This is a genomic window from Streptomyces sp. NPDC014727 (assembly GCF_043083485.1).
GTDB lineage: Bacteria > Actinomycetota > Actinomycetes > Streptomycetales > Streptomycetaceae > Streptomyces.
On sequence record NZ_JBIBYR010000013.1, the window covers coordinates 205,146 to 229,172 of the forward strand.

20 protein-coding genes are annotated in these 24,027 nt (G+C 71.1%); 15 read left to right on the forward strand and 5 right to left on the reverse strand.

Annotated features, from left to right (window positions below; genetic code table 11):
* The first annotated feature begins 40 nt into the window (after nucleotides 1-40).
* Both ACF1B9_RS22020 and ACF1B9_RS22025 read left to right on the forward strand, forming a co-directional pair.
* The gene (locus ACF1B9_RS22020) at nucleotides 41-1,132 is read left to right on the forward strand and encodes a sugar phosphate nucleotidyltransferase (RefSeq protein WP_391742978.1); all 1,092 of its coding nucleotides are present in this window, start codon (nucleotides 41-43) and stop codon (nucleotides 1,130-1,132) included.
* Nucleotides 1,133-1,243: 111 nt separating this feature from the next.
* A complete protein-coding gene (locus ACF1B9_RS22025) occupies nucleotides 1,244-2,242 on the forward strand; it encodes a DNA-3-methyladenine glycosylase family protein (protein WP_391742977.1) in 999 nt (332 codons plus the stop codon).
* A 24-nt stretch (nucleotides 2,243-2,266) separates the two neighbouring features.
* Here ACF1B9_RS22025 and ACF1B9_RS22030 read toward each other — a convergent pair whose 3' ends face one another.
* From ACF1B9_RS22030 to ACF1B9_RS22040, 3 genes are read right to left on the reverse strand one after another with little or no spacing between them, the layout of a single operon-like run.
* Nucleotides 2,267-3,532 (reverse strand): coenzyme F420-0:L-glutamate ligase, encoded by a 1,266-nt coding sequence (locus ACF1B9_RS22030; protein WP_391743164.1) that lies wholly within the window; start codon nucleotides 3,530-3,532, stop codon nucleotides 2,267-2,269.
* 59 nt (nucleotides 3,533-3,591) lie between these two features.
* Entirely contained in the window at nucleotides 3,592-4,548 is a 957-nt protein-coding gene (gene cofD, locus ACF1B9_RS22035; RefSeq protein WP_391742975.1) for a 2-phospho-L-lactate transferase, read from the reverse strand.
* A 13-nt stretch (nucleotides 4,549-4,561) separates the two neighbouring features.
* A complete protein-coding gene (locus ACF1B9_RS22040) occupies nucleotides 4,562-5,062 on the reverse strand; it encodes a cysteine dioxygenase (protein ID WP_391742974.1) in 501 nt (166 codons plus the stop codon).
* 700 nt (nucleotides 5,063-5,762) lie between these two features.
* Between ACF1B9_RS22040 and ACF1B9_RS22045 the strand changes: the two genes are divergently transcribed.
* The 3 genes from ACF1B9_RS22045 (at nucleotide 5,763) to ACF1B9_RS22055 (ending at nucleotide 11,819) form a co-directional block, all read left to right on the forward strand.
* Nucleotides 5,763-6,026: a WhiB family transcriptional regulator gene (locus ACF1B9_RS22045; protein WP_003968728.1), complete on the forward strand. Its 264-nt coding sequence runs from the start codon at nucleotides 5,763-5,765 to the stop codon at nucleotides 6,024-6,026.
* Nucleotides 6,027-6,468: 442 nt separating this feature from the next.
* The gene (locus tag ACF1B9_RS22050) at nucleotides 6,469-10,296 is read left to right on the forward strand and encodes a glycosyltransferase (RefSeq protein ID WP_391742973.1); all 3,828 of its coding nucleotides are present in this window, start codon (nucleotides 6,469-6,471) and stop codon (nucleotides 10,294-10,296) included.
* Nucleotides 10,293-11,819 (forward strand): DUF5719 family protein, encoded by a 1,527-nt coding sequence (locus ACF1B9_RS22055; RefSeq protein ID WP_391742972.1) that lies wholly within the window; start codon nucleotides 10,293-10,295, stop codon nucleotides 11,817-11,819. Before ACF1B9_RS22050 ends, ACF1B9_RS22055 begins: the two co-directional genes overlap by 4 nt.
* Before the next feature lie 47 nt (nucleotides 11,820-11,866).
* Here ACF1B9_RS22055 and ACF1B9_RS22060 read toward each other — a convergent pair whose 3' ends face one another.
* The gene (locus ACF1B9_RS22060) at nucleotides 11,867-12,295 is read right to left on the reverse strand and encodes a metallopeptidase family protein (RefSeq protein ID WP_351081037.1); all 429 of its coding nucleotides are present in this window, start codon (nucleotides 12,293-12,295) and stop codon (nucleotides 11,867-11,869) included.
* 322 nt (nucleotides 12,296-12,617) lie between these two features.
* On the opposite strand from ACF1B9_RS22060, the gene ACF1B9_RS22065 reads away from it, so the two are divergent.
* From ACF1B9_RS22065 to ACF1B9_RS22105, 9 genes are all read left to right on the forward strand, one after another.
* Nucleotides 12,618-12,995, forward strand: a complete 378-nt coding sequence (locus ACF1B9_RS22065; RefSeq protein ID WP_351081039.1) for a DUF3499 domain-containing protein — start codon at nucleotides 12,618-12,620, stop codon at nucleotides 12,993-12,995.
* A gap of 30 nt (nucleotides 12,996-13,025) precedes the next feature.
* Complete coding sequence (locus tag ACF1B9_RS22070; protein ID WP_391742971.1) at nucleotides 13,026-13,217, forward strand: hypothetical protein; 192 nt, start codon at nucleotides 13,026-13,028, stop codon at nucleotides 13,215-13,217.
* 227 nt (nucleotides 13,218-13,444) lie between these two features.
* Nucleotides 13,445-14,818, forward strand: a complete 1,374-nt coding sequence (locus ACF1B9_RS22075; RefSeq protein WP_391742969.1) for a phosphomannomutase/phosphoglucomutase — start codon at nucleotides 13,445-13,447, stop codon at nucleotides 14,816-14,818.
* 262 nt (nucleotides 14,819-15,080) lie between these two features.
* Nucleotides 15,081-15,263, forward strand: coding sequence for a Trm112 family protein (locus ACF1B9_RS22080; protein WP_328894320.1), 183 nt, complete (start codon nucleotides 15,081-15,083; stop codon nucleotides 15,261-15,263).
* Nucleotides 15,264-15,319: 56 nt separating this feature from the next.
* On the forward strand, nucleotides 15,320-16,456 hold the full coding sequence (locus ACF1B9_RS22085) for an SIS domain-containing protein (protein ID WP_391742968.1): 1,137 nt from the start codon (nucleotides 15,320-15,322) through the stop codon (nucleotides 16,454-16,456).
* A gap of 107 nt (nucleotides 16,457-16,563) precedes the next feature.
* Entirely contained in the window at nucleotides 16,564-17,745 is a 1,182-nt protein-coding gene (gene manA / locus ACF1B9_RS22090) for a mannose-6-phosphate isomerase, class I (RefSeq protein ID WP_391742966.1), read from the forward strand.
* 87 nt (nucleotides 17,746-17,832) lie between these two features.
* The gene (locus ACF1B9_RS22095; RefSeq protein ID WP_391742964.1) at nucleotides 17,833-18,843 is read left to right on the forward strand and encodes a cation diffusion facilitator family transporter; all 1,011 of its coding nucleotides are present in this window, start codon (nucleotides 17,833-17,835) and stop codon (nucleotides 18,841-18,843) included.
* 334 nt (nucleotides 18,844-19,177) lie between these two features.
* Complete coding sequence (ahcY, locus tag ACF1B9_RS22100; protein WP_391742962.1) at nucleotides 19,178-20,635, forward strand: adenosylhomocysteinase; 1,458 nt, start codon at nucleotides 19,178-19,180, stop codon at nucleotides 20,633-20,635.
* A gap of 161 nt (nucleotides 20,636-20,796) precedes the next feature.
* A complete protein-coding gene (locus ACF1B9_RS22105) occupies nucleotides 20,797-21,408 on the forward strand; it encodes a hypothetical protein (RefSeq protein ID WP_391742960.1) in 612 nt (203 codons plus the stop codon).
* Nucleotides 21,409-21,481: 73 nt separating this feature from the next.
* Here ACF1B9_RS22105 and ACF1B9_RS22110 read toward each other — a convergent pair whose 3' ends face one another.
* Entirely contained in the window at nucleotides 21,482-22,468 is a 987-nt protein-coding gene (locus tag ACF1B9_RS22110; protein WP_391742959.1) for an RDD family protein, read from the reverse strand.
* Nucleotides 22,469-22,589: 121 nt separating this feature from the next.
* Here ACF1B9_RS22110 and ACF1B9_RS22115 point away from each other — a divergent pair, with 121 nt between their 5' ends.
* Entirely contained in the window at nucleotides 22,590-23,597 is a 1,008-nt protein-coding gene (locus ACF1B9_RS22115) for a stage II sporulation protein M (RefSeq protein ID WP_391742958.1), read from the forward strand.
* Nucleotides 23,598-24,027: the final 430 nt, after the last annotated feature.

A 24,027-nucleotide genomic window follows, 5' to 3' on the forward strand; every position in this document is an offset into this window, starting at 1 on the left:
GAAAACCGGCCGGGCCCCACCAGGAAGCAGAGTCAGCGCTGTGACAGAGGCAAGAGAAGCGATCCTCCTGGTCGGCGGCAAGGGAACGCGGCTGCGCCCGCTCACGGTCCACACCCCCAAGCCCATGGTTCCGGCGGCGGGCGTCCCGTTCCTCACCCACCAGCTGGCGCGTGCCCGAGCCGCCGGGGTCGAGCACATCGTGCTCGCGACCTCGTACCTGGCGGAGGTCTTCGAACCGTACTTCGGGGACGGTTCGTCGCTGGGTCTGCACATCGAGTACGTCACCGAACGCGAACCGCTCGGCACCGGCGGAGCGATACGCAACGTCGCCTCCCGGCTCACCTCGGGGCCCGACGAACCGGTGCTCATCTTCAACGGCGACATCCTCACGGGCCTCGACATCCAGGCGCTGGTCGCCTCGCACACCGCCTCCGGAGCGGACGTCTCCCTCCACCTCACCCGGGTCGAGGACCCGCGCGCCTTCGGTCTCGTACCGACGGACGCCGACGGCAGGGTCACCGCGTTCCTGGAGAAGCCCGAGACGCCCGAGGAGATCGTCACCGACCAGATCAACGCGGGGGCGTACATCTTCCGACGCCGGATCATCGACGCCATCCCGGCCGGCCGCCCGGTCTCCGTCGAGCGCGAGACCTTCCCCGGACTGCTGGCCTCCGGCGCGCACCTCCAGGGCATGGTCGACTCCACGTACTGGCTGGACCTCGGCACCCCGCAGGCCTTCGTGCGCGGCTCCGCCGACCTGGTCCTGGGCCACGCCCCGTCCCCGGCCGTCCCCGGCCGCTGCGGCGAGCGGCTCGTCCTGCCGACGGCCTCCGTGGCGGCCGACGCCAAACTCAGTGGCGGCACGGTCATCGGCGAGGGCGCCCTGATCGGCGCGGGGGCCCGGATCGACGGCTCGGCGGTACTGGCCGGCGCGGTCGTCGAACCGGGGGCCGTGATCACGGACTCGCTGGTCGGAGCCGGTGCCAGGATCGGCAGTCGTACGGTGATGGAGGGGGCGGTCATCGGGGACGGGGCCCGGATCGGCGCCGACAACGAACTCCGCGCCGGCATCCGCGTCTGGTGCGGGGCGGTCCTGCCGGACGCGGCGGTGCGCTTCTCGTCCGACGAGTAGCGCGGCGAACGGTCCGGCACACCGCCGCGCACCCGCCCGTGTGCGTACGGCCCCCCCTCCAGGAGAAGCCGTTACCCTCGACAGGCACCCCTGACGACCGAGGACCTCACCGTGGCAGGACGATTCGCACCCCGCAGCGCCTCTCGCGCGGCCGTCCCGCACCAGGCGGCGGCTCCGGCGACGGACGCGCTGACCCGCGACTGGACCCCGCCCGGCCCGCTCGACCTGCGCCTGGTTCTCGGGCCGCTGCGTCGAGGCCCCGCCGACCCCACGTTCCGGATGACCCGGGACGGCGCGGTCTGGCGGGCCTGCCGTACCCCCGCCGGCCCCGGCACCCTCCGCGTCACGGCCCGGAGCGGCCGGATCGAGGCGACGGCCTGGGGACCGGGCGCGTCCTGGCTGCTGGACCAGCTGCCCACACTTCTCGGCGCAACGGACGATCCGGACGCCTTCCGCCCGCGCCACCGGCTGCTCGCCCTGACCCGGCACAGCCGCCCCGGCCTGCGCCTGCTGCGCACCGGACTGGTCATGGAGTCCCTGATCCCGTCCATCCTCGAACAGAAGGTGACCACGGACGAGGCGTACCGGGCCTGGCGCCACCTGGTCCGTGGGCACGGCACCCCGGCGCCCGGCCCCACGGACCACGCCGCGTTCGCCGCGCTCGGCCTGCATGTCATGCCGGACGCCCGCACCTGGTCGCTGATCCCGTCCTGGGAATGGCACCGCGCGGGCGTCGACTCCAAACGCTCGGCCACGATCCTGCGCGCGGTACGGGTGGCCCGTCGTCTGGAGGAGGCGTCGGCCATGGAACTCCCGCAGGCCATGGCCCGCCTGGAACTGATCCCCGGCATCGGTCCCTGGACCTCGGCCGAGACCCTTCAGCGGTCGAACGGCGCGGCCGACGCGGTCACGGTCGGCGATCTCCACCTGCCCGGCATCGTCGGCCACGCGCTGGCGGACAACCGGAACGCCGACGACGAGGAGATGCTGACCCTGCTCACCCCCTACGCGGGCCAGCGCCACCGGGCGACCCGACTCATCCTGCTCTCGGGCCGCGTCCCGCCCCGCCGGGCCCCACGCATGACCCGGGGCGACATCGCCCGCCTGTGACGGGGAGACGCCCCCGCCCGCGTCTCACCGCACCGTGACGAACCCCTCCGGGTCCCGCCCCGCCCGCGGGACAGGTGCGTTCGCCGGACACCCCACCGCGACCGCCCCCAGCGGGTCCCACGACTCCGGCAGTCGCAGCACCTCGCGCACCACCTCGCGGCAGAACATCGTCGACGACACCCACGCCGAGCCGAGCCGCTCGCCCGCCAGCGCCACCAGGAAGTTCTGGATGCCGGCCCCCGCGGCGACGACGAACATCTCGCGCTCCGCGGTGTCCCGCCGCGTGTCCCCGTACGTGTGGGAGCCGTCCATCACCAGGCACGGCACCACCAGATACGGTGCCCGGCGCAGCACGTCGCCCCGCCGCACCCGCTTCGCGACCGACTCCTCGCTCCGGCCGTCCCGGCGCAGGTCCGAGATCCACGCCTCCCGCATCGCGTCGAGCAGCCGGGTCCGCGCCTCCTCGGACTCCAGCAGGACGAACCGCCACGGCGTCGTGTGATGCGGCGCGGGCGCCGTCACCGCCGCGGCCACGGCCCGCCGCACCGCCCCCGGATCCACCGGTTCGTCGGTGAACTCGCGCACCGTCCGCCGCTGGGTCACCGCTTCCCGTACCGCCTCCGACGTGCCGAGCCGGAACATGTCGTCGGCCGCGACCCGCACCATCGCACGGGCCCCGCCCGCAGAATCCGTCGGATCCACGACATGGCCGAGGCCCCGGACCACCGCGACGGGCAGTCCAGAAGCCTTGCCCTTGACCAGGTCACCGGCCGACGCCAGTTCATCGGCGGTGGCGACCACCGTCGCGCTGAGCGGATTGCCGTACGTGTCCGTACCGCCGCGCAGATCGTCCAGCACCAGGACCCCGGCCGCGCCGATCGCGACATCGGTCAGGCCGTTGCGCCACGGGCGCCCGAAGGTGTCCGTGACGACGACCCCGACCTCGACGCCCAGGGTGTCCCGCAGCCCGTCCCGGATCGCGCGCGCCGATCCGTCCGGGTCCTCGGGCAGCAACAGCACTGTTCCGGCCGGGGTGTTCGAGGCATCGACACCGGCGGCGGCCATGACCAGCCCCTGCCGGTTCTCGACGATCCGGAGCGTGCCGCGCCGCGCCACCACCCGTACCGTCTCGGCGTCGATCGCCGCCTCCCGGTCGGTGGCCTCGACGATCCGGCCCTCCGCCTTGGAGACGATCTTCGAAGTGACCAGCAGGACGTCGCCGTCGGCCAGCCCCGGTTCGGTCGCGGCGATCAGCTTCGCCAGGTCGTCCCCGGCCCGCACCTCGGGCATCCCGGGCAGTGCCCAGACGCGGTAGGAAGGTGCCGGGGCGGAACCGGAGGACTCGGTGCTCACGCCCGTACCTCCTCGGCCAGCGCCAGCGCGCGCCGGGCCATCTCCGCCGTCGCGTCGACATCCGTCATCATCAGCGGCACCGCCCGGCAGCGGATGCCGGCGGCCTCCACCTCGTCGACGGCCCCGGCGTCCACGGTGTCGACGAGCCACCCGTCGAGCAGCCCGGAGCCGTAGTGCCGGGCCACGGCCGACGCCGTCGACTCGACGCCCACCGCGGCGAGCACCTTGTCCGCCATGCCGCGCACGGGCGCGTCCCCGACGATGGGGGAGAGGCCGACGACCGGCACCCCGGCCTCGGCGATCGCCTCCCGGATCCCGGGCACGGCCAGGATGGTCCCCACCGACACGACGGGGTTGGACGGCGGGAAGAGGATGACGTCGGCCTCGGCGACGGCCTCCAGCACGCCGGGCGCCGGCTTGGCCTGCTCGGCACCGACCGGCACGATCGCCTGCGCCTCGACCGAGGCGCGCAGCTTCACCCAGTACTCCTGGAAGTGAATCGCCCTGCGTTCGCCGTCGATGTCGACCGCGACATGGGTCTCGACCCGGTCGTCGGACATCGGCAGCAGCCGGACTCCGGGCTTCCAACGCGCGCACAGCGCCTCGGTGACGGCGCTCAGCGGATAGCCCGCGCCCAGCATCTGGGTGCGGACGATGTGCGTCGCGAAGTCACGGTCGCCGAGCCCGAACCATTCGGGTCCCACACCGTACGCGGCGAGCTCCGCCTTGACCTGGAAGCTCTCGTCCCTACGCCCCCAGCCCTGCTCCTCGTCGATGCCACCGCCGAGGGTGTACATCACGGTGTCGAGGTCGGGGCAGACCTTCAGCCCGAACAGATGGATGTCGTCACCGGTGTTGCCGATGACCGTGATGTCCGCGTCGGGCGCGGCCTGCTTGAGGCCACGCAGAAAACGAGCACCACCGATACCGCCGGCCAGAACCACAATGCGCATGCACAGCAGTTTGTCAGGCGGGTACGACATCCACGGCCGCCGGGGCGCATTGCGCCGTGTGCATCGGCATCTCGGTCAGACCCGGGTAGTAGACGTGCAGACTGACGGCCGGTTCGAGGGAGTCGTTGACCACTTCGTGCACATAGCCGGGCGCGAAGACGCGCTGGGCGCCGGGTTCCAGCGTCCGCGTGCCGCGTTCGGTGCGCTCGGTCAACCGGCCTTCCAGGACGGTCAGTACACCGGAGGACAGGCCGTGGTCATGACGGCCGGTGCCCTGGCCGGGCACCCAGCTGAGCAGCCAGACCTCGTATCCGGGGCCTGTACGCAGCCGGTGGTACCAGCGGGTGGTGGTGTCGTAGCGGACGAGCGGCGCCCACCGCGCGCGGTCGGCGGCGATGGAGCGGGCGAGTCCGACGAACTCGGCCACGGTGGTGGGGTGCTCGCGGGCCGGCTGGAGGAGGTGCTGGACCTCAAGGATGTCGCCGGCGATCTGAAGGTCGCTGTCGCTGTTCATGGAAGCGGTGGTTCCTCGGCATGGGAGGTGCATGTGCGGGGTGTCGCGGAGACCGGAGAGCCGGGGAAGCGCAGAGAGAAAGGTCTGTGGAGACGCTCTGCGAGGGGCTCAGCGGAGAGGAGCTGGATCAGAGCCGGTGCCCTGGGGCATCAACAGCTGTGACAGCTGGAACAGCAACAGCGGGTCAGGACAGCGTTGCGGAACCCACGGATGTGGGTGGCGTACATCGCTGCGGTCGCTGGCATGCAATCAAGGAGACCGGCTCGACCCTTCACTGTCAACTCAATGCCCGATTTGGGGGTAATGTTTCACCTCATCCGGTTACGGAACCGGGGGAAAGGTTTGTGCGGTCATCGTGGCGGAGATGTGGCGCATCAGCCGCGCCCGTAAACGTCGTTGGCGCCCCGTGACCTGACTGTGATCCTGGTCGCTTCGGTGATCGAATCGAAACATGAGGACGGTCCCGGTCGTCTCACTCGGTGAGGGAAGGGGGCGCGGTGAGACGCATGGCATATGTCAGGTTTTTGGTGATTTGCACACTTTCCGCATACCCTTGGTTCCGCAGAGTGAATACCGGGGCCAATAGCAGATCTTCGCTTGACTGGCCTGGAGCTACACACTTGTAATTTCACTCGTGTCGTTCGGCCGCAATCAGTAACGGCTGCATCACGGGGACGCGAGAGACAGACGAGGGGCGCACATGACCGAGCTGTTCCAGCAACTGCTGGTCGAGGACGCGGACGAGGAACTCGGCTGGCAGGAGCGCGCACTGTGCGCCCAGACCGATCCCGAGTCCTTCTTCCCCGAGAAGGGCGGATCCACCCGCGAGGCCAAGAAGGTCTGTCTCGCCTGTGAAGTCCGGTCCGAATGCCTTGAGTACGCCCTTTCCAATGACGAGCGGTTCGGAATCTGGGGTGGCCTTTCCGAGCGTGAACGGCGCCGCCTGAAGAAGGCCGCCATCTGACCGCGAACAGCTCGACAGCGGACCACCACGACCGCGAACCGGCACGACAGGCGGAACACCGCGACAGCGAACCGCCACGACCGTGAACCGCCATGACGGCGGAACAACGGAACGCGTGACAGCAGAACAACAGAACAAAGGAAGGTCCGGACCACGCACCGGATCTTCTCGACCCACTCGCCGGACGCGCGTGAGAACGCGTACCGGGCGTCGACCGACCATGGCCCGCCGCCTGCACCCCGCCCGCAGTCGACGGGCCATCGCCGTGCCCACCGCCCCTCGTCGTCGCCCCCGTTCAACCGCTCGGCGCCGTCGTGGTTGTCCGTACCGTTAGTGTGGGGCTCCGTCCGAGACGCGCCAACGCCCCGACGGAGCGCGCGTGTACACCGATGCAGCCCCCGGGGGGACGCCCCCCGGACCCGGCCGGAGGGCCCGTACCTCGATGTCCGTGCACAGCCAACCGACGGCGCCGTACGCGGCCGCCGCCGCCCCAGAGTTCCCCCGGCATGTCGTCACCGCCGTGCTCGTTTCCCATGACGGCGCACGCTGGCTGCCCGACGCGCTCGCGGGACTGCTCGGGCAGGAACGCCCCGTACAGAACGTCGTCGCCGCCGACACCGGCAGCGCCGACGATTCCGCGCGGCTGGTCACCGAGGCGCTCGGCGCCGAACGCGTCCTGCACCTCGCGCGCCGTACGAGCTTCGGCACCGCCGTCGACGAGGCGACCCGCACGACCGGCGTCCTCACCCCCGAGGACCTGCCGTACCTCAAGCGCCCCAGCAGCTGGGACCCCGTCAGCAGGACCTGGCGCGACGACGCGTACGACCTGCCCGAACTGCCGCACGGCGAACCCGTGCAGTGGCTCTGGCTGCTCCATGACGACTGTGCACCGGAGCCCGACGCGCTCGCCGAACTGCTGCGCGTCGTCGACACCGACCCGCACGCCGCGATCGTCGGCCCCAAACTCCGTGGCTGGTACGACCGCAAGCAACTGCTCGAAGTCGGCGTCTCCATCGCCAACAGCGGTCGCCGCTGGACCGGACTCGACCGGCGCGAGCAGGACCAGGGCCAGCACGACCAGGTCCGCACCGTCCTCTCCGTCTCCACCGCGGGCATGCTGATCCGCCGTGACATCTGGGAAGAACTCGGCGGGTTCGACCGCCGGCTCCCGCTGATGCGCGACGACGTCGACCTGTGCTGGCGCGCCCACACCGCGGGACACCGGGTGCTCGTCGCCCCCGACGCCGTCCTCAGGCACGCCGAGGCGTCCGCCCGGGAGCGTCGCCCCATCGACTGCGCGGGCCGCTCGGTCGCCTCCCCGCACCGCGTCGACAAGGCCGGTGCCGTCTACACGATGCTGGCCAACGCACGCGCCAAGGTGCTGCCCTGGGTGCTGCTCCGGCTCGTCGTCGGCACGCTGCTGCGCACCCTCGCCTATCTCGTCGGCAAGGTGCCCGGCCAGGCCGTCGACGAGGTTGCCGGGCTCTTCGGCACGCTGCTCCGCCCCGGACGGATCCTTTCGGCCCGGCGCGGTCGCGGCAAGGGCGCGGTCGACCAGGCCGAACTGCGCGGACTCTTCCCGCCGCCCGGCGCCACCGTCCGCGCCACCGTCGAGCAGGTCGCCGGAAACCTCGGCGGCGGTTCCGACGCCGACTCGGGCGGCTCCCGGCACGGCGCCGTGGAGTCCGGTCCCGGCGGTGACGACGCCGACTTCCTGGAGATCGAGCAGTTCGCGCGGCTGAAGCGGATCGGGCGCAAGCCGGGCCCGGTGCTCTTCGTCGTGCTGCTGTTCGTGTCGCTCGTCGCCTGTCGCGGCCTGCTCGGCGGCGGTGCGCTCGCGGGCGGTGCGCTGCTGCCGGCCCCCGCGGACGTCTCCGACCTGTGGGGCAAGTACGCGGACGGCTGGCACACGATCGGCACGGGCGGCACCCAGACGGCGCCGCCCTACCTGGCCGCGCTGGCCGCGCTGTCCGCGCTGTTCCTCGGATCGACCGGCTTCGCGCTCACGCTGCTGCTGGTCTGCTCGGTCCCGCTCGCCGGACTCACCGCGTACTTCGTCTCCCGGCCGCTGCTCGAATCGAGGCTGCTGCGGGCCTGGGCGAGCGTCGCGTACGCCTTCCTGCCCGCGGCGACCGGCGCCCTGGCGACGGGGCGTCTCGGCACCGCCGTACTGGCCGTCCTGCTGCCGCTCATCGCCCGTGCCGCCGTCTCCGCGCACGGCATGCGTGCCGGCGGCGACGCCCGCGGCAGCTGGCGCGCCACCTGGGCGTACACCCTGCTCCTCACCTTCGCGATGGCTTTCACACCCATCGTCTGGCCGCTCGCCGTGGTCCTCGGTATCGGCGTGCTCGTACTGCGCCGCGACGACATCGCCGCGTACGGGCTCCGCTTCCTCGCGACGATCGGCACGCCGCTGCTGGTTCTCGCGCCCTGGTCGCTCTCGCTCCTCACCGACCCGTCCGCGTTCCTGAAGGAGGCGGGCCTGGACATCGGTTCGGGCACGGCCTCCGCCCTCGACCTGCTCGGCATCAGCCCCGGCGGCCCCAAGGCCGCGGGCGGCGTGCTGCTGCTCGGCATCGTGTTCGCCGCGCTGGCCGCGCTGCTGCGCGGGGAGCGCCGGTTCGCGGTGCGCACCGCGTGGGTCGTCGCGCTGGTGGGGCTGGTCTTCGCCGCTCTCGCCAACGGCTCGGGCTGGGCGGGCCCCGCCACCCTCGTCTACGGCATCGCACTGATCGCCGCCGCGCTGGTCGGCGCGGACGGCGCCCGGGTGCGTGTGGCCGAGCTCAGCTTCGGCTGGCGCCAGCCCGTCGCCGCACTGATCGCCGTCGCCGCGGGGCTCGCCCCGGTGCTGGCCGCCGCGGGCTGGATGATCGGCGGTGCCGCGGGCCCACTGGAGCGCCGCGACCCGGTGCAGGTGCCCGCTTTCGTCGCGGAGGAGAGCACCACGCGCGACCAGCCGCGCACCCTGGTCCTCGGCGGCACCTCGCCCGCCAGCGTGTCGTACACCCTGGTCCGCGGCTCCGGTGCGCGGCTCGGCGACGCCGAACTGGCCGAGGCGGGCGGCAGCAACAGCCACCTCGACAAGGTCGTCGCCAATCTGGTCGCGGGCTCCGGTGCCGACCAGGGCAGCCAGCTCAGCGGCTTCGCGATCCGTTACGTACTGGTGCGGGACGGTGCTCCGAAGGAGATGAGCCGGGTCCTCGACGCCACCCCGGGTCTCAGCCGGCTCAGTCAGCTGGACGGCAGCGCCTTGTGGCGGGTCGACCGGCAGGTCGCCCGGATCGTGATCGTCCCCTCCGGTACCGACGGCGAACAGCTGCCCGTCGGCTCCCTCCCCGTCGAGGCGCACGCCAAGATCCCGGCAGGCGGCTCCGGCCGGGTGCTGCGGATCGCCGACGCCGCCGACCCCGGCTGGGAGGCGACGCTCGACGGACGGGCCCTGACCCGAAAGACCGTCGACGGCTGGGCCCAGGGCTTCGAGCTTCCCACCGAGGGCGGCACGCTGGACCTCACCTACAACGCACCCTTCACCCACACCGCCTGGGTCTGGGCCCAGAGCGCGCTGGCCGTGGTCCTGCTGGTCCTCGCCCTGCCGGGCCGTCGCCGGGAGATCGACGACGACCTGCCGGAGGAGGCCACGACGGTTCAGGCGGAGTCGGTCGCGGGTGAGGGGCGCCGGGCGCGCAGGCTCCGGGCGGCCGCCCAGGCCGAGGCCGAGGCCGCGCCGGAACCGGCCGGGAACGGACATGCCGAGGACGCACCTGGGACGTCGGAGGAGTACGTCCTGGTGGAGCAGGCGGGTGAGCACATTCCCGCACAGCAGACGGCCGAGCCGCAGCCGCAGCAGACCGACGGCCAGGACGCCTACGCCGCGCAGTCCGACAGCGGCGAGTACGCGGCGGTGCCGCAGCAGCAGTACGGCGAATGGGACGCGCAGCAGTACCAGGGCGGCGACTACCAGCAGTACCAGGGCGGGCAGCAGTACCAGGACGGCCAGTACGGCACGCAGCAGGACCACCCGGCGACCGCCGACCCGTACCAGCAGCAGGCCTACGACCCGTACGGCTACGTACAACAGCAACAGCAGCAGTCGTACGACCCGCAGGCCCCGTACGTCGCGCAGGCCCAGCAGTACGATCCGCAGGCCCCGTACGACCCCCAGGCCCAGTACGGCGGGCAGAGCCAGTACGACCCGCAGAACCCCGACGAGAACGCCCCGGGCCAGCACCCGTGGCCGACCGGTAACGCATCGCGAGGCGAGTCCGAGTGAAGTCCACCAGCCTGTCCCTCATCGCGGGCATCGTCGCCCTCGCCGCCGTCACCGGCTTTGCCGCGGCCACCGCGCCCGGCGACGGGGGCACGACGGAGGCGAAGACCGCCACCCGACTGCCCGTCGAGCGGTCCAGCCTGCTCTGCCCGGCGCCCGGTCTCTCGGACTTCGCGGAGACGACGTACACGTCCTTCACCCCGGCGGGCGGCGGTGGCGGTGAAGCCGGTACGGCAGAACTGAGGCAGTCCACGGCCACCACGGCCGAGGACGCCACGGGCAAGGGCGGGAGCAAGGACAAGAAGGACAAGAAGAAGACGGATGCCGGAAAGCCGGTCGTCTCCCTCAAGGAACCCGGCAAACCCGCCACCGCCGACGCGTCCGGTGCCGGCACCCCCGCGCTGGTCGGTACCGCCACCGGCCGTCTGGCCCCCGGCTGGACCGCACAGCAGACCACCACCGTCGAGGCGGGCAGCGGCCGCGGTCTGCTCGGTGTCAGCTGCACCGGGCCCGACACCGACTTCTGGTTCCCGGCCGCGAGCACCGCGAAGTCCCGCGAGGACTACGTCCACCTCACCAACCCCGACGACACCGCGGCCGTCGCCGACATCGAGCTGTACGGTCCGGACGGCAGTCTCAAGTCCGACGTCGGCGAGGGCATCACCGTGCCCGCCCGGTCCAGCGTCCCGGTCCTGATCTCCACACTGACCAGCGAGGTGGCCGAGGACGTGACCGTCCACGTCACCACCCGTACCGGACGCGTCGGCGCGGTCATCAGGACCGCGGACGATGAGACCGGCAGCGACTGGCTGGCCGCCTCCGCCGACCCGTCGGGCACCCTGGTGCTCCCCGGCATCCCCGCGGACGCCACCGCGGTCCGCCTGGTGGCCTTCGCACCCAGCGACGACGACGCCGATCTGAACGTGAAACTGCTCGGCAAGAACGGCGCGATCTCCCCGGTCGGGCACCAGAACCTCCACGTCAAGTCGAGGATGACCGCGGGCATCGACCTGAAGGACATCACCAAGGGCGAGCCCGGCTCCCTGCTGCTCACCCCGGCCCGGAGCGGCAAGAGCACCCCGGTGGTGGCCGCGCTGCGCGTGTTCCGCGGCAAGGGCTCCGGGCAGGAGGTCGGTTACATCCCGGCGACCGCCCCGGTGGGCGCCCAGGCGACCGTGGCCGACAACCGGGCCAAGGGGTCCACGCTCTCGCTCACCGCACCGGGCGCCACCGCCACCGTCAAGGTCACCGCCTCCGCGGGCAGCGAGGGCGGCGAGCAGGTCGTCAAGACGTACACAGTTGAGGGGCGTACGACGCTCGCGGTCACCCCGCCCGTACCGTCCGGGCTCAAGGGCGGCTACGCGCTGACGGTCCGGACGGAGTCGGGCGGTCCGGTGTACGCCGCACGCACGCTGAGCCTTCCGCTGAACGGCGTCCAGATGTTCACCGTGCAGACCCTGCCGGACGACGGAGGAACGGTGGAGGTGCCCGCGGCCGTCCAGGACCTGGCCGTCCTGGACGACTGAGCGGACGGTCCCGGCGGACCGGTCGTCCTGCCCCCGGACGGCCGGTCCTACTCCTGCCCGTACCGCGGATCCACCGACTCCGGCGAGAGCCCGAGCAGCTCCGCGACCTGTTCCACCACGACCTCGTGCACCAGCAGGGCACGCTCGTCGCGACTCTTGGTACGGATCTCGACGGGCCGCCGGTAGACGACGATCTGCGCGGGCCGGCCCTTCTCCGCGGAGACCGCGCGCCCCAGCGGCACGGTCTCCTCCTGCGTCCCCGGCACATCGAGCACCATGAAGTCGACATCGGCCAGCTGCGGCCAGCGCCGCTCCAGCCGCTCCACCGAGTCCTGCACGAGATCACGGAAGTTCTCCGCCCGACTGACCGAGAGCGGCACCTGGGGCGGGGCGACGGGTCCGCGCATGCCGCGGCCATGGCGGTCACGCCGACGCGGGCGCGGCTCGGACGGGTGGGGCGGTACGGGACTGTCCATCACTGACGCAGCGTAACCCTCCACGGGGCGACCGGACCGCCGCTCCCTGACGGAGCGTCGGCCTGTCCAATCCTGAACAATCCGGCCAAGCAGGAGCTCGTTTCCGGCCCAGCTCCTGACCGTTGATCTCCTGCTGAATGACAGCTTTTGTACCGAGTGGTGACCGGAATCGTTGCCGGTATGACCTGCGCTTCTGTGTTCCGTCGCAGGTCAGGAGGAGTGTCCGGAAGGCGCTCGTGCCGGAGGTGACAGGGCGACACGGAGGGGTGAGCTGAGGGAGAGTCGTCGCAGCCCGCTCAAGAGTGCGGTACCGTCCAACATCGTGAGCCCTGTACGTCGCTGTTCGCGCACCGCGTGCGGCCGCCCTGCCGTCGCGACACTGACGTACGTCTATGCCGACTCGACTGCGGTCCTCGGCCCGCTCGCCACCTATGCCGAGCCCCACTGCTACGACCTCTGTGCCGAGCACAGCGAGCGGCTGACCGCACCACGCGGCTGGGAAGTCGTCAGGCTCTCCGACCCCTCCGCTCCCACGCGCCCCAGCGGCGACGACCTCGAAGCGCTCGCCAACGCCGTACGGGAAGCGGCGCGGCCGCATGACCGCGGCCCCGACGGCAGGGGCGACGGCCCGCAGGCCGCGGATCCGATGGAGGTGGCACGCCGCGGCCATCTGCGGGTGCTGCGCTCACCGGACTCCTGAGCGAGGCGTGCCGCGGCACGCCTCACACGCGTGTTCGACCGACCGTTCCTCGATGTCGTCGACCCGACGGGCAGACCGGTCGGCGCCGACCTCTTCACGCTCCCGGTCGTCGCCACCGGTGGCACCCTCGTGCTGCCGGCCGGTCTGATCACTGCCGCGGTACCCGGTGTACGACCCGGCGTCGCGGCGCGCGAGTGGACGGCCTGGCACTACTGCTTGTGATGTGCCTGATCGTCCGGCACAGAGCACGACGGTGCTGGGACGGATGCTGCCCTGAGGGCTGTCCCGCCCGCCGCCGGACGCCCGAGCGGCAACCGGCCTTCCGGCACGCTTGGCACAACCGGGCAGCCGGGCAGCCGGGCAGCCGTGCAGCCGCAGGACCTCACGGCCCGCCCGATCGGCCGCCGGGTAGTTTGGGCGGTCCGAAGAAATCTCAGGAGGACCGGCCCGTGGCTGCTGATCTGTCGCAGATCGTGAAGGCGTACGACGTGCGCGGAGTGGTGCCCGACCAGTGGGACGAGTCGCTGGCCGAGTATTTCGGGGCCGCGTTCGTCGAGGTGACGGACGCCGAAGCGATCGTGATCGGCCACGACATGCGGCCCTCGTCGCCCGGCCTCGCGGCAGCCTTCGCGCGCGGCGCGGCGGCGCGCGGCGCGGACGTCACCATGATCGGCCTCTGTTCGACCGACCAGTTGTACTTCGCCTCGGGCAGCCTCGGCCTTCCCGGCGCCATGTTCACCGCTTCACACAATCCGGCGCGGTACAACGGCATCAAGCTCTGCAGGGCCGGCGCCGCACCCGTGGGCCAGGACACCGGGCTCGCCGAGATCCGCGCCCTGGTCGAGAAGTGGTCCGAGACCGGCGTGCCGCAGCCTGCCGTCACCCCGGGCACCCTCACCGAACGCGAGACGCTTCCCGACTACGCCGCACACCTGCTGTCGCTGGTCGACCTCGCATCGATCCGCCCGCTGAAGGTGGTCGTCGACGCGGGCAACGGCATGGGCGGCCACACCGTCCCCACCGTCTTCGCCGACCTCCCCGTGGAGCTCGTGCCGATGTACTTCGAGCTCGACGGCACCTTCCCCAACCATGAGGCCAACCCTCTCGACCCGAAGAACCTCGTCGACCTCCAGGCCCGGGTCGTGGCCGAGGGTGCGGACCTGGGCCTCGCCTTCGACGGCGACGCCGACCGCTGCTTCGTCGTCGACGAGCGGGGCGCGGGCGTCTCCCCGTCCGCGATCACGGCCCTGGTCGCGGCCCGCGAACTCGCCCGCAACGGCGGCAGCGGCACCGTCATCCACAACCTGATCACCTCGCTCTCCGTCCCCGAGGTCGTCCGCGAGAACGGCGGAACGCCGGTCCGCACCCGCGTGGGCCACTCCTTCATCAAGGCGGAGATGGCCGAGCACGGCGCGATCTTCGGCGGCGAGCACTCCGCGCACTACTACTTCCGCGACTTCTGGAACGCCGATACGGGGATGCTCGCCGCGCTCCACGTCCTGGCCGCGCTCGGGGGACAGAACGGCACCCTGTCGGAACTGGTCGCCCAGTACGACCGCTACGCCGGGTCCGGCGAGATCAACTCCACGGTCGCCGACCAGCCCGGCCGCACGGCGGCGGTACGCGAATCCTTCGCACCCCGCGACGGCGTGAGGACCGACGACCTGGACGGCCTGACGGTCATGGGCCCGGACTGGTGGTTCAACCTGCGGGCCTCCAACACGGAACCCCTGCTCCGCCTGAACGTCGAGGCCCGCGACGAGCGGACGATGACGGCGGTACGGGACGAGGTTCTGGCCCTGGTCCGGGCGCGGGCCGCGTAGAGCGGGACCGGGCGGACGAGGACGGGCACTGTCGCGAGAGTCCGAGGGCCGGGGGTTCGGTCCGGTCGAGCGATTCCGGCCTGCTGAGCGGTGCCGATCGGCCTGCCCCGCGACCTCCGCCCGGCCGAGCACTCACCCGGCCCCCGCGCTCCTCGACCCCGCCTCGCCCCGGCCCGCGCCCCCTGTACCCCGGCGGTAGGCTGACGTCGCCTGATCCGTGTGAACCCGAACCGCTTGTTCGAATGCTTGAAGGGACTCACCCATGCCGCTCGAAGCCGGCCTCCTGGAGATCCTCGCCTGCCCGGCCTGTCACTCTCCGCTCGACGACCGGTCGGCAGCCGACAGCCCCGAGCTGATCTGCACCGGCAAGGACTGCGGTCTGGCCTACCCGGTACGGGACGGCATCCCCGTCCTCCTCGTCGACGAGGCCCGCCGCCCCGCGTAACGGCATCCGTGCCCGAAACCGCACGGTGATCAGCATGTGATCGGAGGACCGTCCCCATGCTCGACGAGTCGCTGCTCGACGCCCCGGAATCGCTGGCCCGAGCCGACCGCCGCGGCCTGCTTCGCGGCGCCGCCGAGGCCGGGGCCCGGGTCCGCACCGCCGCCCGGCACGCGGCGGAGGCCGGGATTGCCGCGCTGAACCCGGAAGGCCGCCCCCGCGCCGTACTCATCGCGGGCTCCGGCACCGCCGCGTCCGGCGTGGCCGATCTGGTCACCGCCCTGGCAGGAGCCTCCGCGCCCGTCACCCGCATCCACCCCACCGGGGTCGCCCCTGCCGCGGGCGCGCTGCGCTGGACCCTTCCCGGCTGGGCCGGATCCGTGGACCTGCTGCTGATCGTCACGGCCGAAGGTTCCGAACCCGGCCTCTCCCTCCTCGCCGAACAGGCGTACCGCCGCGGCTGCAGCGTCGTCGCCGTCGCCCCCCGGCAGTCACCCTTGCGCGAGGCGATCGACGGGGCGCACGGACTCCTCGTACCGATGGCCACCGCCCCGCACGGCGAGTACGACGCCGAGACGTCCGCGGCGGGACCCGGCACGCTCTGGGCCCTGTTCACCCCACTGCTCGCGCTGCTCGACCAGGTGGGCCTGGTCACCGCGTCCGCCGAGGCACTGCAGAGTGTCGCCGACCGCCTGGACCGCACCGCGGAACGCTGCGGTCCGGCCATCGCCACGTACAGCAACCCGGCCAAGACCCTCGCCGCCGAACTCGCCGACAGCCTGCCCCTCATCTGGACGGAGGGCGAATCCGCGGCCCCGGTCGGCCGCAGATTCGCCGCGGTCCTGGCCGAGCTGTCCGGCCGACCGGCCCTCGCCGCGGAACTCCCCGAGGCACTTCCCGCCCACGGCGCGCTGCTGGCGGGCACCTTCGCCGCCGGCGCCGACCCCGACGACTTCTTCCGCGACCGGGTCGAGGAGCCGGAGCCGCTGCACGCCCGCGTCGTACTGCTCCGCGACCGCCCCACCGGCGGTCTGAGCGCCGGCCCCGCCGCCCGCGAACTGGCCCTCGGCCACGACACGGCGATCAGCGAGCTCGAACCGGACGAGGGCACCGAGCTCGAAGCCCTCGCCGAACTCCTCGCGGTCACCGACTTCGCGGCCGTATACCTGGCACTCGCGTCGGCAGCCCGCGCCTGAAGACCCGAACCGGTCCCGCACCGCACCCCACACCCCCGCCGCGCCCGCGCCGCCCCGCCAAGCCCACCTCCACCACCCCGATCCACGCATCTCACAAGGACGAACCCATGGACCGGCTCTCCAACACCGTGCGCCCTTACGCCTGGGGCTCCACCACCGCCATCCCCGAGCTGCTCGGCATCGCCCCCACCGGGGAACCCCAGGCCGAGATGTGGATGGGCGCCCACCCCGGAGCACCCTCCCGCCTCACCCGCATAACCGGAACCGGAGAGGCGGGCCACGAACAGGCCCTCACCGAGGTCATCGCCGCAGACCCCGAGCGCGAACTGGGCCGGGCCACCGTCGAGAAATTCGGCCCCCGCCTGCCCTTCCTCCTCAAACTGCTCGCCGCCGGTGCCCCCCTCTCCCTCCAGGTCCACCCCGACCTCGCACAGGCCGGGCGGGGCTACGAGGACGAGGAGCGCCGATCCGTCCCGATCGACGCACCCCACCGCACGTACAAGGACGCCAACCACAAGCCCGAGCTGATCTGCGCACTCACCCCCTTCGCCGGCCTGTGCGGCTTCCGCAGGCCCACCGAGGCGGCCGAGGCGATGGCGGCACTCGGCATCGACTCCCTCAAGCCCTACGTCGACCTCCTCGGCGCCCATCCCGAAGAGGCGGCCCTGCGCGAGGTCCTCACCGCGATTCTCAGTGCCGACCCGACGGAAATGGCCGAAACGGTGAACCGGGCAGCCGCTGCCGCCGAACGTCTCGGCGGAGCCCACGCCCCGTACGCCCGGATCGCCCATCACTTCCCCGGCGACCCCGGTGTCCTCGCGGCGATGCTGCTGAATCATGTGGAACTCCAGCCCGGCGAAGCACTCTTCCTCGGCGCCGGTGTCCCGCACGCCTACCTGGACGGCCTCGGCGTCGAGATCATGGCCAACTCGGACAACGTGCTGCGCTGCGGACTCACGCCCAAACACATCGACGTCCCCGAACTGCTGCGCATCGTCCGCTTCGAGGCGACCGACCCCGGTGTCCTGCGCCCCGAGGCGTCCCCGTCCGGCGAGGAACTGTACGAGACACCCGTGGACGAATTCCGGCTCTCGCGCTTCGATCTGTCGCCCGGCGCGGACCCCGTCGAACTGACCAGGGCCGCCCCGCAGATCCTGCTGTGCACCGCGGGCGCCCCGAAGGCGGGCACGCTCGGTCTCACCCCCGGCGCCTCGGTGTTCGTACCCTCCGGCGAGAAGGTCGAAGTGTCCGGTACGGGAACCCTGTTCCGCGCGACCGTGGTGGTCTGACATACGGTCCGCATCAACGGCTGCAACAATGTCCGGCCGTACCGCGGCGCCAGGGCCGCAGCACCGAAGAAGGGACACCAGGCACCCATGAGTGCGTCAGGCGGAACCAAGGCGATCGTGGCGGCACTCGGCGCCAACCTCGCGATCGCAGTGGCCAAATTCGTGGCGTTCCTGTTCAGTGGCTCGTCGTCGATGCTCGCGGAGAGCGTCCACTCGGTGGCCGACTCGGGCAACCAGGGACTGCTGCTGCTCGGCGGCAAGAAGGCCCAGCGCGAGGCCACCCCCCAGCACCCCTTCGGCTACGGCCGTGAGCGCTACATCTACGCCTTCCTCGTCTCCATCGTGCTGTTCTCGGTCGGTGGCATGTTCGCGGTGTACGAGGGCTACGAGAAGATCAAGCACCCGCACGAGATCGAGGCCTGGTACTGGCCGGTCGGCGTACTGGTCTTCGCGGTCATCGCCGAGGGCTTCTCCTTCCGTACGGCCATCAAGGAGTCCAACGAGACCCGGGGATCGCTCTCCTGGAAGGAGTTCATCCGCCGCGCGAAGGCCCCCGAACTCCCCGTCGTGCTCCTGGAGGACTTCGGCGCACTGATCGGCCTGGTGCTCGCCCTCGCGGGCGTCGGCCTTGCCCTCGCGACCGGCAATGGCGTCTGGGACGGCATCGGCACCCTCTGCATCGGCGTCCTGCTGATCGCCATCGCGATCGTCCTCGCCGCCGAGACGAAGTCCTTGCTGCTCGGCGAGGCCGCCGGAGCCGACCAGGTCGAGAAGATCAAGGCCGCGGTCGTCGACGGCGACACGGTCACCGGCATCATCCACATGCGCACGCTCCACCTCGGCCCGGAAGAGCTGCTGGTCGCCGCCAAGATCGCGGTGCAGCACGACGACACGGCCACCGAAGTGGCCAACGCCATCAACGCCGCCGAGACACGTATCCGCGCAGCCGTCCCGATCGCCCGGGTCATCTACCTGGAACCGGACATCTACAGCGAGGCGGCCGCCGCAGCCGGCATCAACCCCGGCAAGGCCCCGGGCGGATCTCCCTCCCCGGCTCCCGACGGCCCCTCGGACAACCCGACGCATTCCGGCCACTGAACGCACCCACGGACGCACATCCTCCGACCCTCTCTCGACCACCCCTCCCATCGGCCGCCACCAGCCTTTCGGCCCGCCCTCCCGCCCGCCCCAATAGGCCGCTCCTCACCCCCGCCCGTCCGGGCGGGCTGGGAGCGGCTGGGCCGGTCGGTGTAGATTCGATGCCAGTGTCAGACGTCGCTGCTGATGGCGGTCGATCGGTCCGTACGCGCGGGCCGGCCGAGGGAGAGAGGGCCTCCGACGGACTGCGCTGCGAGCACCCGGGCATTCGTATGTCCGGCGCCGCAGAGCCAGCCGTGCCCACCTCGACACCCATCACGAGGAGCAGCCCGTTATGACAACGGTCGCCAATCGCCAGGACTTCAAGGTCGCCGACCTCTCCCTCGCGGCGTTCGGTCGCAAGGAGATCACCCTCGCCGAGCACGAGATGCCCGGCCTGATGTCGATCCGCAAGGAGTACGCCGCCGCGCAGCCGCTGGCCGGCGCGCGCATCACCGGTTCGCTGCACATGACCGTGCAGACGGCCGTGCTGATCGAGACCCTGGTCGCCCTCGGCGCCGAGGTCCGCTGGGCCTCCTGCAACATCTTCTCCACCCAGGACCACGCCGCCGCGGCCATCGCCGTGGGTCCGAACGGCACCCCGGACGCCCCCGCGGGCGTCCCGGTCTTCGCCTGGAAGGGCGAGACGCTCGAAGAGTACTGGTGGTGCACGGAGCAGGCTCTGACCTGGCCGAACACTCCCACGGGCGGCCCGAACATGATCCTCGACGACGGTGGTGACGCCACGCTCCTCGTCCACAAGGGCGTCGAGTTCGAGAAGGCCGGTGCGGCCCCGGACCCGTCGACCGCGGACAGCGAGGAGTACGGCCACATCCTCACCCTGCTGAACCGCACCCTCAGTGAGTCCCCGCAGAAGTGGACCCAGCTGGCGTCCGAGATCCGCGGTGTCACCGAAGAGACCACGACCGGTGTGCACCGGCTCTACGAGATGCACCGCGACGGCACCCTCCTCTTCCCGGCGATCAACGTCAACGACGCCGTCACCAAGTCCAAGTTCGACAACAAGTACGGCTGCCGCCACTCCCTGATCGACGGCATCAACCGCGCCACCGACGTCCTCATCGGCGGCAAGACCGCCGTCGTCTGCGGCTACGGCGACGTGGGCAAGGGCTGCGCGGAGTCCCTGCGCGGCCAGGGCGCCCGCGTGATCATCACCGAGGTCGACCCGATCTGCGCGCTGCAGGCGGCGATGGACGGCTACCAGGTGACCACGCTCGACGAGGTCGTCGGCAAGGCCGACATCTTCGTCACCACCACGGGCAACAAGGACATCATCATGGCCGCGGACATGGCCAAGATGAAGCACCAGGCCATCGTCGGGAACATCGGTCACTTCGACAACGAGATCGACATGGCCGGCCTGGCGAAGATCGACGGCATCGTCAAGGACGAGGTCAAGCCGCAGGTCCACACCTGGACGTTCCCCGACGGCAAGGTCCTCATCGTGCTGTCCGAGGGCCGCCTGCTGAACCTGGGCAACGCCACCGGCCACCCCTCGTTCGTGATGTCCAACTCGTTCGCGGACCAGACCCTGGCTCAGATCGAGCTGTACACCAAGCCCGAGGAGTACCCGACCGACGTCTACGTGCTGCCCAAGCACCTGGACGAGAAGGTCGCCCGTCTCCACCTCGACGCGCTCGGCGTGAAGCTGACGACGCTCCGCCCCGAGCAGGCCGCCTACATCGGTGTCGAGGTCGAAGGCCCGTACAAGCCCGACCACTACCGCTACTGATCCCGCCCGTCAGCGATCGTGCACGTCACCACCGGTCGGTGACGACCGACCGCTGACAGACGGAACAGCCTCAGCAGCTACGAGCGCAGGCCCCCGCACCCCCGTGTCGGGGGCCTGCGTCGTACCGCACCCGCTCAGCCCGAGGAACCTCGAAGGACCCCATGCCCCGCGGCCGATATTCGCTCCACGATCTCCACGATCACACCCTCCTCGGCGAAGAACACTTCCAGTGCGCCCCCGGCCCCTCCGGCTGGCGCTACGTCTCCCGGACCACCGCCCCTTCCGGCGACCACCTCGGTTCCGTCGACCTCACCCTCGATGCACTGGGCCGCCCCATCCGCCTCGAACTTCACGCCGCGAGCTGGCAGGTCCGCGGCGCCGCCCTGGAAGGCGTCACCTGGGTCCGCACCGACCCGACCGGCACTCACGCCACCGAAGGCAATGCGCGCGCCCACGCCTTCACCGGCACATCCCCCGCATTCCTCATCGCGACCGCACGACTGCTGCGCCTCACCCCCACTTCCCCCGCGACCCGCGTCCGCCTGGTCGCCTTCACGGACCCGGTCCTCGCCCCCCGCACCGTCGACCAGTCCTGGGCCCTGGTGAACAGTGAAGCGCACGCCACTGACAACGGCCCTCTGACGGTGGACGAATACCAGGTCAGCGCCTTGGACACCGGCGAACAGCACACCGTGCACATCGCTGGCGACGTGGTCCTCTCGGCGCCCGGCATCGAGCTCGAAGACCTGGAATCCCCACCGTCACCGCGCTGAGGTCTTCCCGTCCGGATCTTGTCGGGCTTGCGTGCCCCGGTGCACCGATCCGGCCTGATCCGAACGAAAGACCCTAGGCAGGCGGGGCGAACCCCGTCGCGGCCGGCGCAGCCCCGCTCTCCTCCACCACCGGCCCCACGGGAGCGGATGCCCCGGCAACCTCCGCAGCCGACAGGGACTCCACCAGCAGGGGCTCTGCCGACGGGGAAGCAACAGCTCCACCGTTCAATGCCCCGCTCCTCGCCTGCCCGCCCGCACCGGCGTCCGCACCCTCGGCCTGCCCGGACCCCGCCGGCACCGCACTGCCTCGACCAGCGGCGAACACCCGCCGCGCATCCCGCGCCTGGCGTTCGTTCACCACTGCCGCCAGATACGCCCCGGCCGGCACCCCCTCGGGCACCGGAACTCCGGTCCGCGTCGCCAACTCCCCGGCCAGCCGCTCCGCCATGGACCAGCCCACCTGTGCGTCGAGCTGATGCATCCGCGTCAGGTACTGGCGTATCGCCAGCCAGAGATCGTCCGGCACTGCCGACAGATCCAGTCCCGCGAACCGCCCGACCAACCACGGCGGCGGAGGCGGCACGGCAGCCGCCCGTCCCGCCGGCACCCGCTCACGTACGACGAGCGTCCCCGCGAACACATCACCGAGCCGCCGTCCCCGCGCCGACACCAGCGATGCGATACAGGCGACAACCCCGAGCGTCATCAGAACCTCGACGACCCCCATGGCCCCCCGCACCAGAGCATGCCGGAATCGGATCGGCCCGCCGTCGTCCCGGACCACCCGCAGACCGCATGCCAGCTTCCCCAGTGAACGGCCATGGCTGAGCGTCTCCACCGCGATCGGCCCACCCACCAGCACCAGCAGGAAGGAGGCGACGGATACCGCGGCGAGTGCCGCGTCGTCCAGCTTCGCTGTCGCCATGGCCAGCCCGATCGACACGAGGACGAACGCCGTCCCCACCAGGGCGAGATCGATGGCCAGAGCCAGAGCACGACTCGGCAATTCGGCCGGTCGCAGTCCCAGCACGACCGCGTCCCCGGTCACGAGCTCACTCATCGCCACCCCATCCTTCGCCGGTCTTCCCTGCCCGTCGGGGCCTCAGTCTGCCAAGCTGACCGGCAGCGCGCCGCCGTAGTACGAACCCCGTACGCACCCATGCCTGGAGCAGCAGCCGACCATGGACCTCGACGTCTTCGTGACCGCCCACCGCACCGAGTGGGACCGCCTGCACCATCTCCTGCGCCGCGGGCGCCGACTCACCGGCGCGGAAGCAGATGAACTCGTCGAGCTGTATCAGCGCACGGCCACTCACCTCTCTCTTCTCCAGTCCAGTACCCCGGATCCGATGCTCACCGCGCGCCTCACTCAGCTCGTGGCCCGTGCCCGGTCCGCGGTGACAGGTACTCGCCGAGCCACTCGGCGCGACGTCACACGCTTCCTGACCAGTGGTTTCCCCGCCGCCGTCTACCGATCCAGACACTGGTGGATACCCACGGCTGTGCTCTCGACCTTGCTGGCCGCAGTCATCGGCTGGTGGATCGGTACGCATCCGGAAGTCCAGTCGGCCATCGCGGCACCGGACGACCTCCGCCGCCTGACGAGTCCCGGCGGGGAGTACGAGACCTATTACTCCAGCCACCCGGCCGCATCGTTCGCCGCCCAGGTTTGGACGAACAATGCCCAGGCCGCAGCCATGTGCCTGGTCCTGGGAGCGTTCCTCGGCATCCCGGTGATCTGGATCCTCTTCGTCAATGTGCTCAACCTCGGGGTCGGCATCGGTCTGATGTCCTCGGCCGGCCGACTCGACACATTCCTGGGGCTGATCCTCCCGCACGGCCTGCTCGAACTCACCGCTGTCTTTGTCGCAGCGGGTACGGGCCTGCGCCTCGGCTGGACGGTCATCGACCCGGGCCCGCAGAGTCGCCGCTCGGCCCTCGCCGAACAGGGCAGAGCGGCGATGGGCATGGCTATCGGCCTCGCCCTGGTCCTGTTCGTCTCGGGCCTCATCGAAGGCTTCGTCACCCCCTCCGGCCTTCCGACCTGGGCGAGAATCGCCCTCGGTATCACGGCCGAGCTGGCTTTCCTGGGGTACGTCTACATCCTGGGAGGCCGAGCCGCACGAGCAGGAGACCAGGGAGACCTGGATCCCACGGAACGTAGCGCCGAGCTCCCGGTAGCCGCCTGATGTGCGTACGACCCCGCTGACCTGCTAGTCTCCTCTTCGCCCCAAGAGACCGTTGACACGGTGGATCTGGGGAGGTAGATTTTAACGGTTGCGTCGGACTGGACAGGTCCGATCCCAACGGTTAACGTCTAGCTCGCTCTCACCGGAAATACATTTCCGCAGAGCCATTGATTCTCTCATTCCGAATCACACAGTCGATCAGTTCGACTGAATGTTTCTGATAAAGTCGAGTCAGCCGAAAGGCAAGGCCACTCCAATCGGCCACCGGAATTGATATTCGAACCGGAAACGGTGAGAAAAGAGTCTGGTAAGGTTGGACTCGCCGGAAAGGGAAGCGCGAAAGCGTGGAACTGGAAAGCGGCCCCGCTTCGACCGGGAATCGGACACGAAAGAGTCTGATAGAGTCGGAAACGCAAGACCGAAGGGAAAA

Coding starts and splice junctions, on each gene's coding strand:
- ACF1B9_RS22030 (WP_391743164.1), bottom strand. CDS start 3,532: ATGCCCGAGGTGCGGGCCGGGGACGACCTGGCGAAGCTGATCGCCGCG.
- cofD (WP_391742975.1), bottom strand. CDS start 4,548: ATGCGCATTGTGGTTCTGGCCGGCGGTATCGGTGGTGCTCGTTTTCTG.
- ACF1B9_RS22040 (WP_391742974.1), bottom strand. CDS start 5,062: ATGAACAGCGACAGCGACCTTCAGATCGCCGGCGACATCCTTGAGGTC.
- ACF1B9_RS22045 (WP_003968728.1), top strand. CDS start 5,763: ATGACCGAGCTGTTCCAGCAACTGCTGGTCGAGGACGCGGACGAGGAA.
- ACF1B9_RS22050 (WP_391742973.1), top strand. CDS start 6,469: ATGTCCGTGCACAGCCAACCGACGGCGCCGTACGCGGCCGCCGCCGCC.
- ACF1B9_RS22060 (WP_351081037.1), bottom strand. CDS start 12,295: ATGGACAGTCCCGTACCGCCCCACCCGTCCGAGCCGCGCCCGCGTCGG.
- ACF1B9_RS22080 (WP_328894320.1), top strand. CDS start 15,081: ATGCCGCTCGAAGCCGGCCTCCTGGAGATCCTCGCCTGCCCGGCCTGT.
- ACF1B9_RS22085 (WP_391742968.1), top strand. CDS start 15,320: ATGCTCGACGAGTCGCTGCTCGACGCCCCGGAATCGCTGGCCCGAGCC.
- manA (WP_391742966.1), top strand. CDS start 16,564: ATGGACCGGCTCTCCAACACCGTGCGCCCTTACGCCTGGGGCTCCACC.
- ACF1B9_RS22095 (WP_391742964.1), top strand. CDS start 17,833: ATGAGTGCGTCAGGCGGAACCAAGGCGATCGTGGCGGCACTCGGCGCC.
- ahcY (WP_391742962.1), top strand. CDS start 19,178: ATGACAACGGTCGCCAATCGCCAGGACTTCAAGGTCGCCGACCTCTCC.
- ACF1B9_RS22105 (WP_391742960.1), top strand. CDS start 20,797: ATGCCCCGCGGCCGATATTCGCTCCACGATCTCCACGATCACACCCTC.
- ACF1B9_RS22110 (WP_391742959.1), bottom strand. CDS start 22,468: ATGAGTGAGCTCGTGACCGGGGACGCGGTCGTGCTGGGACTGCGACCG.
- ACF1B9_RS22115 (WP_391742958.1), top strand. CDS start 22,590: ATGGACCTCGACGTCTTCGTGACCGCCCACCGCACCGAGTGGGACCGC.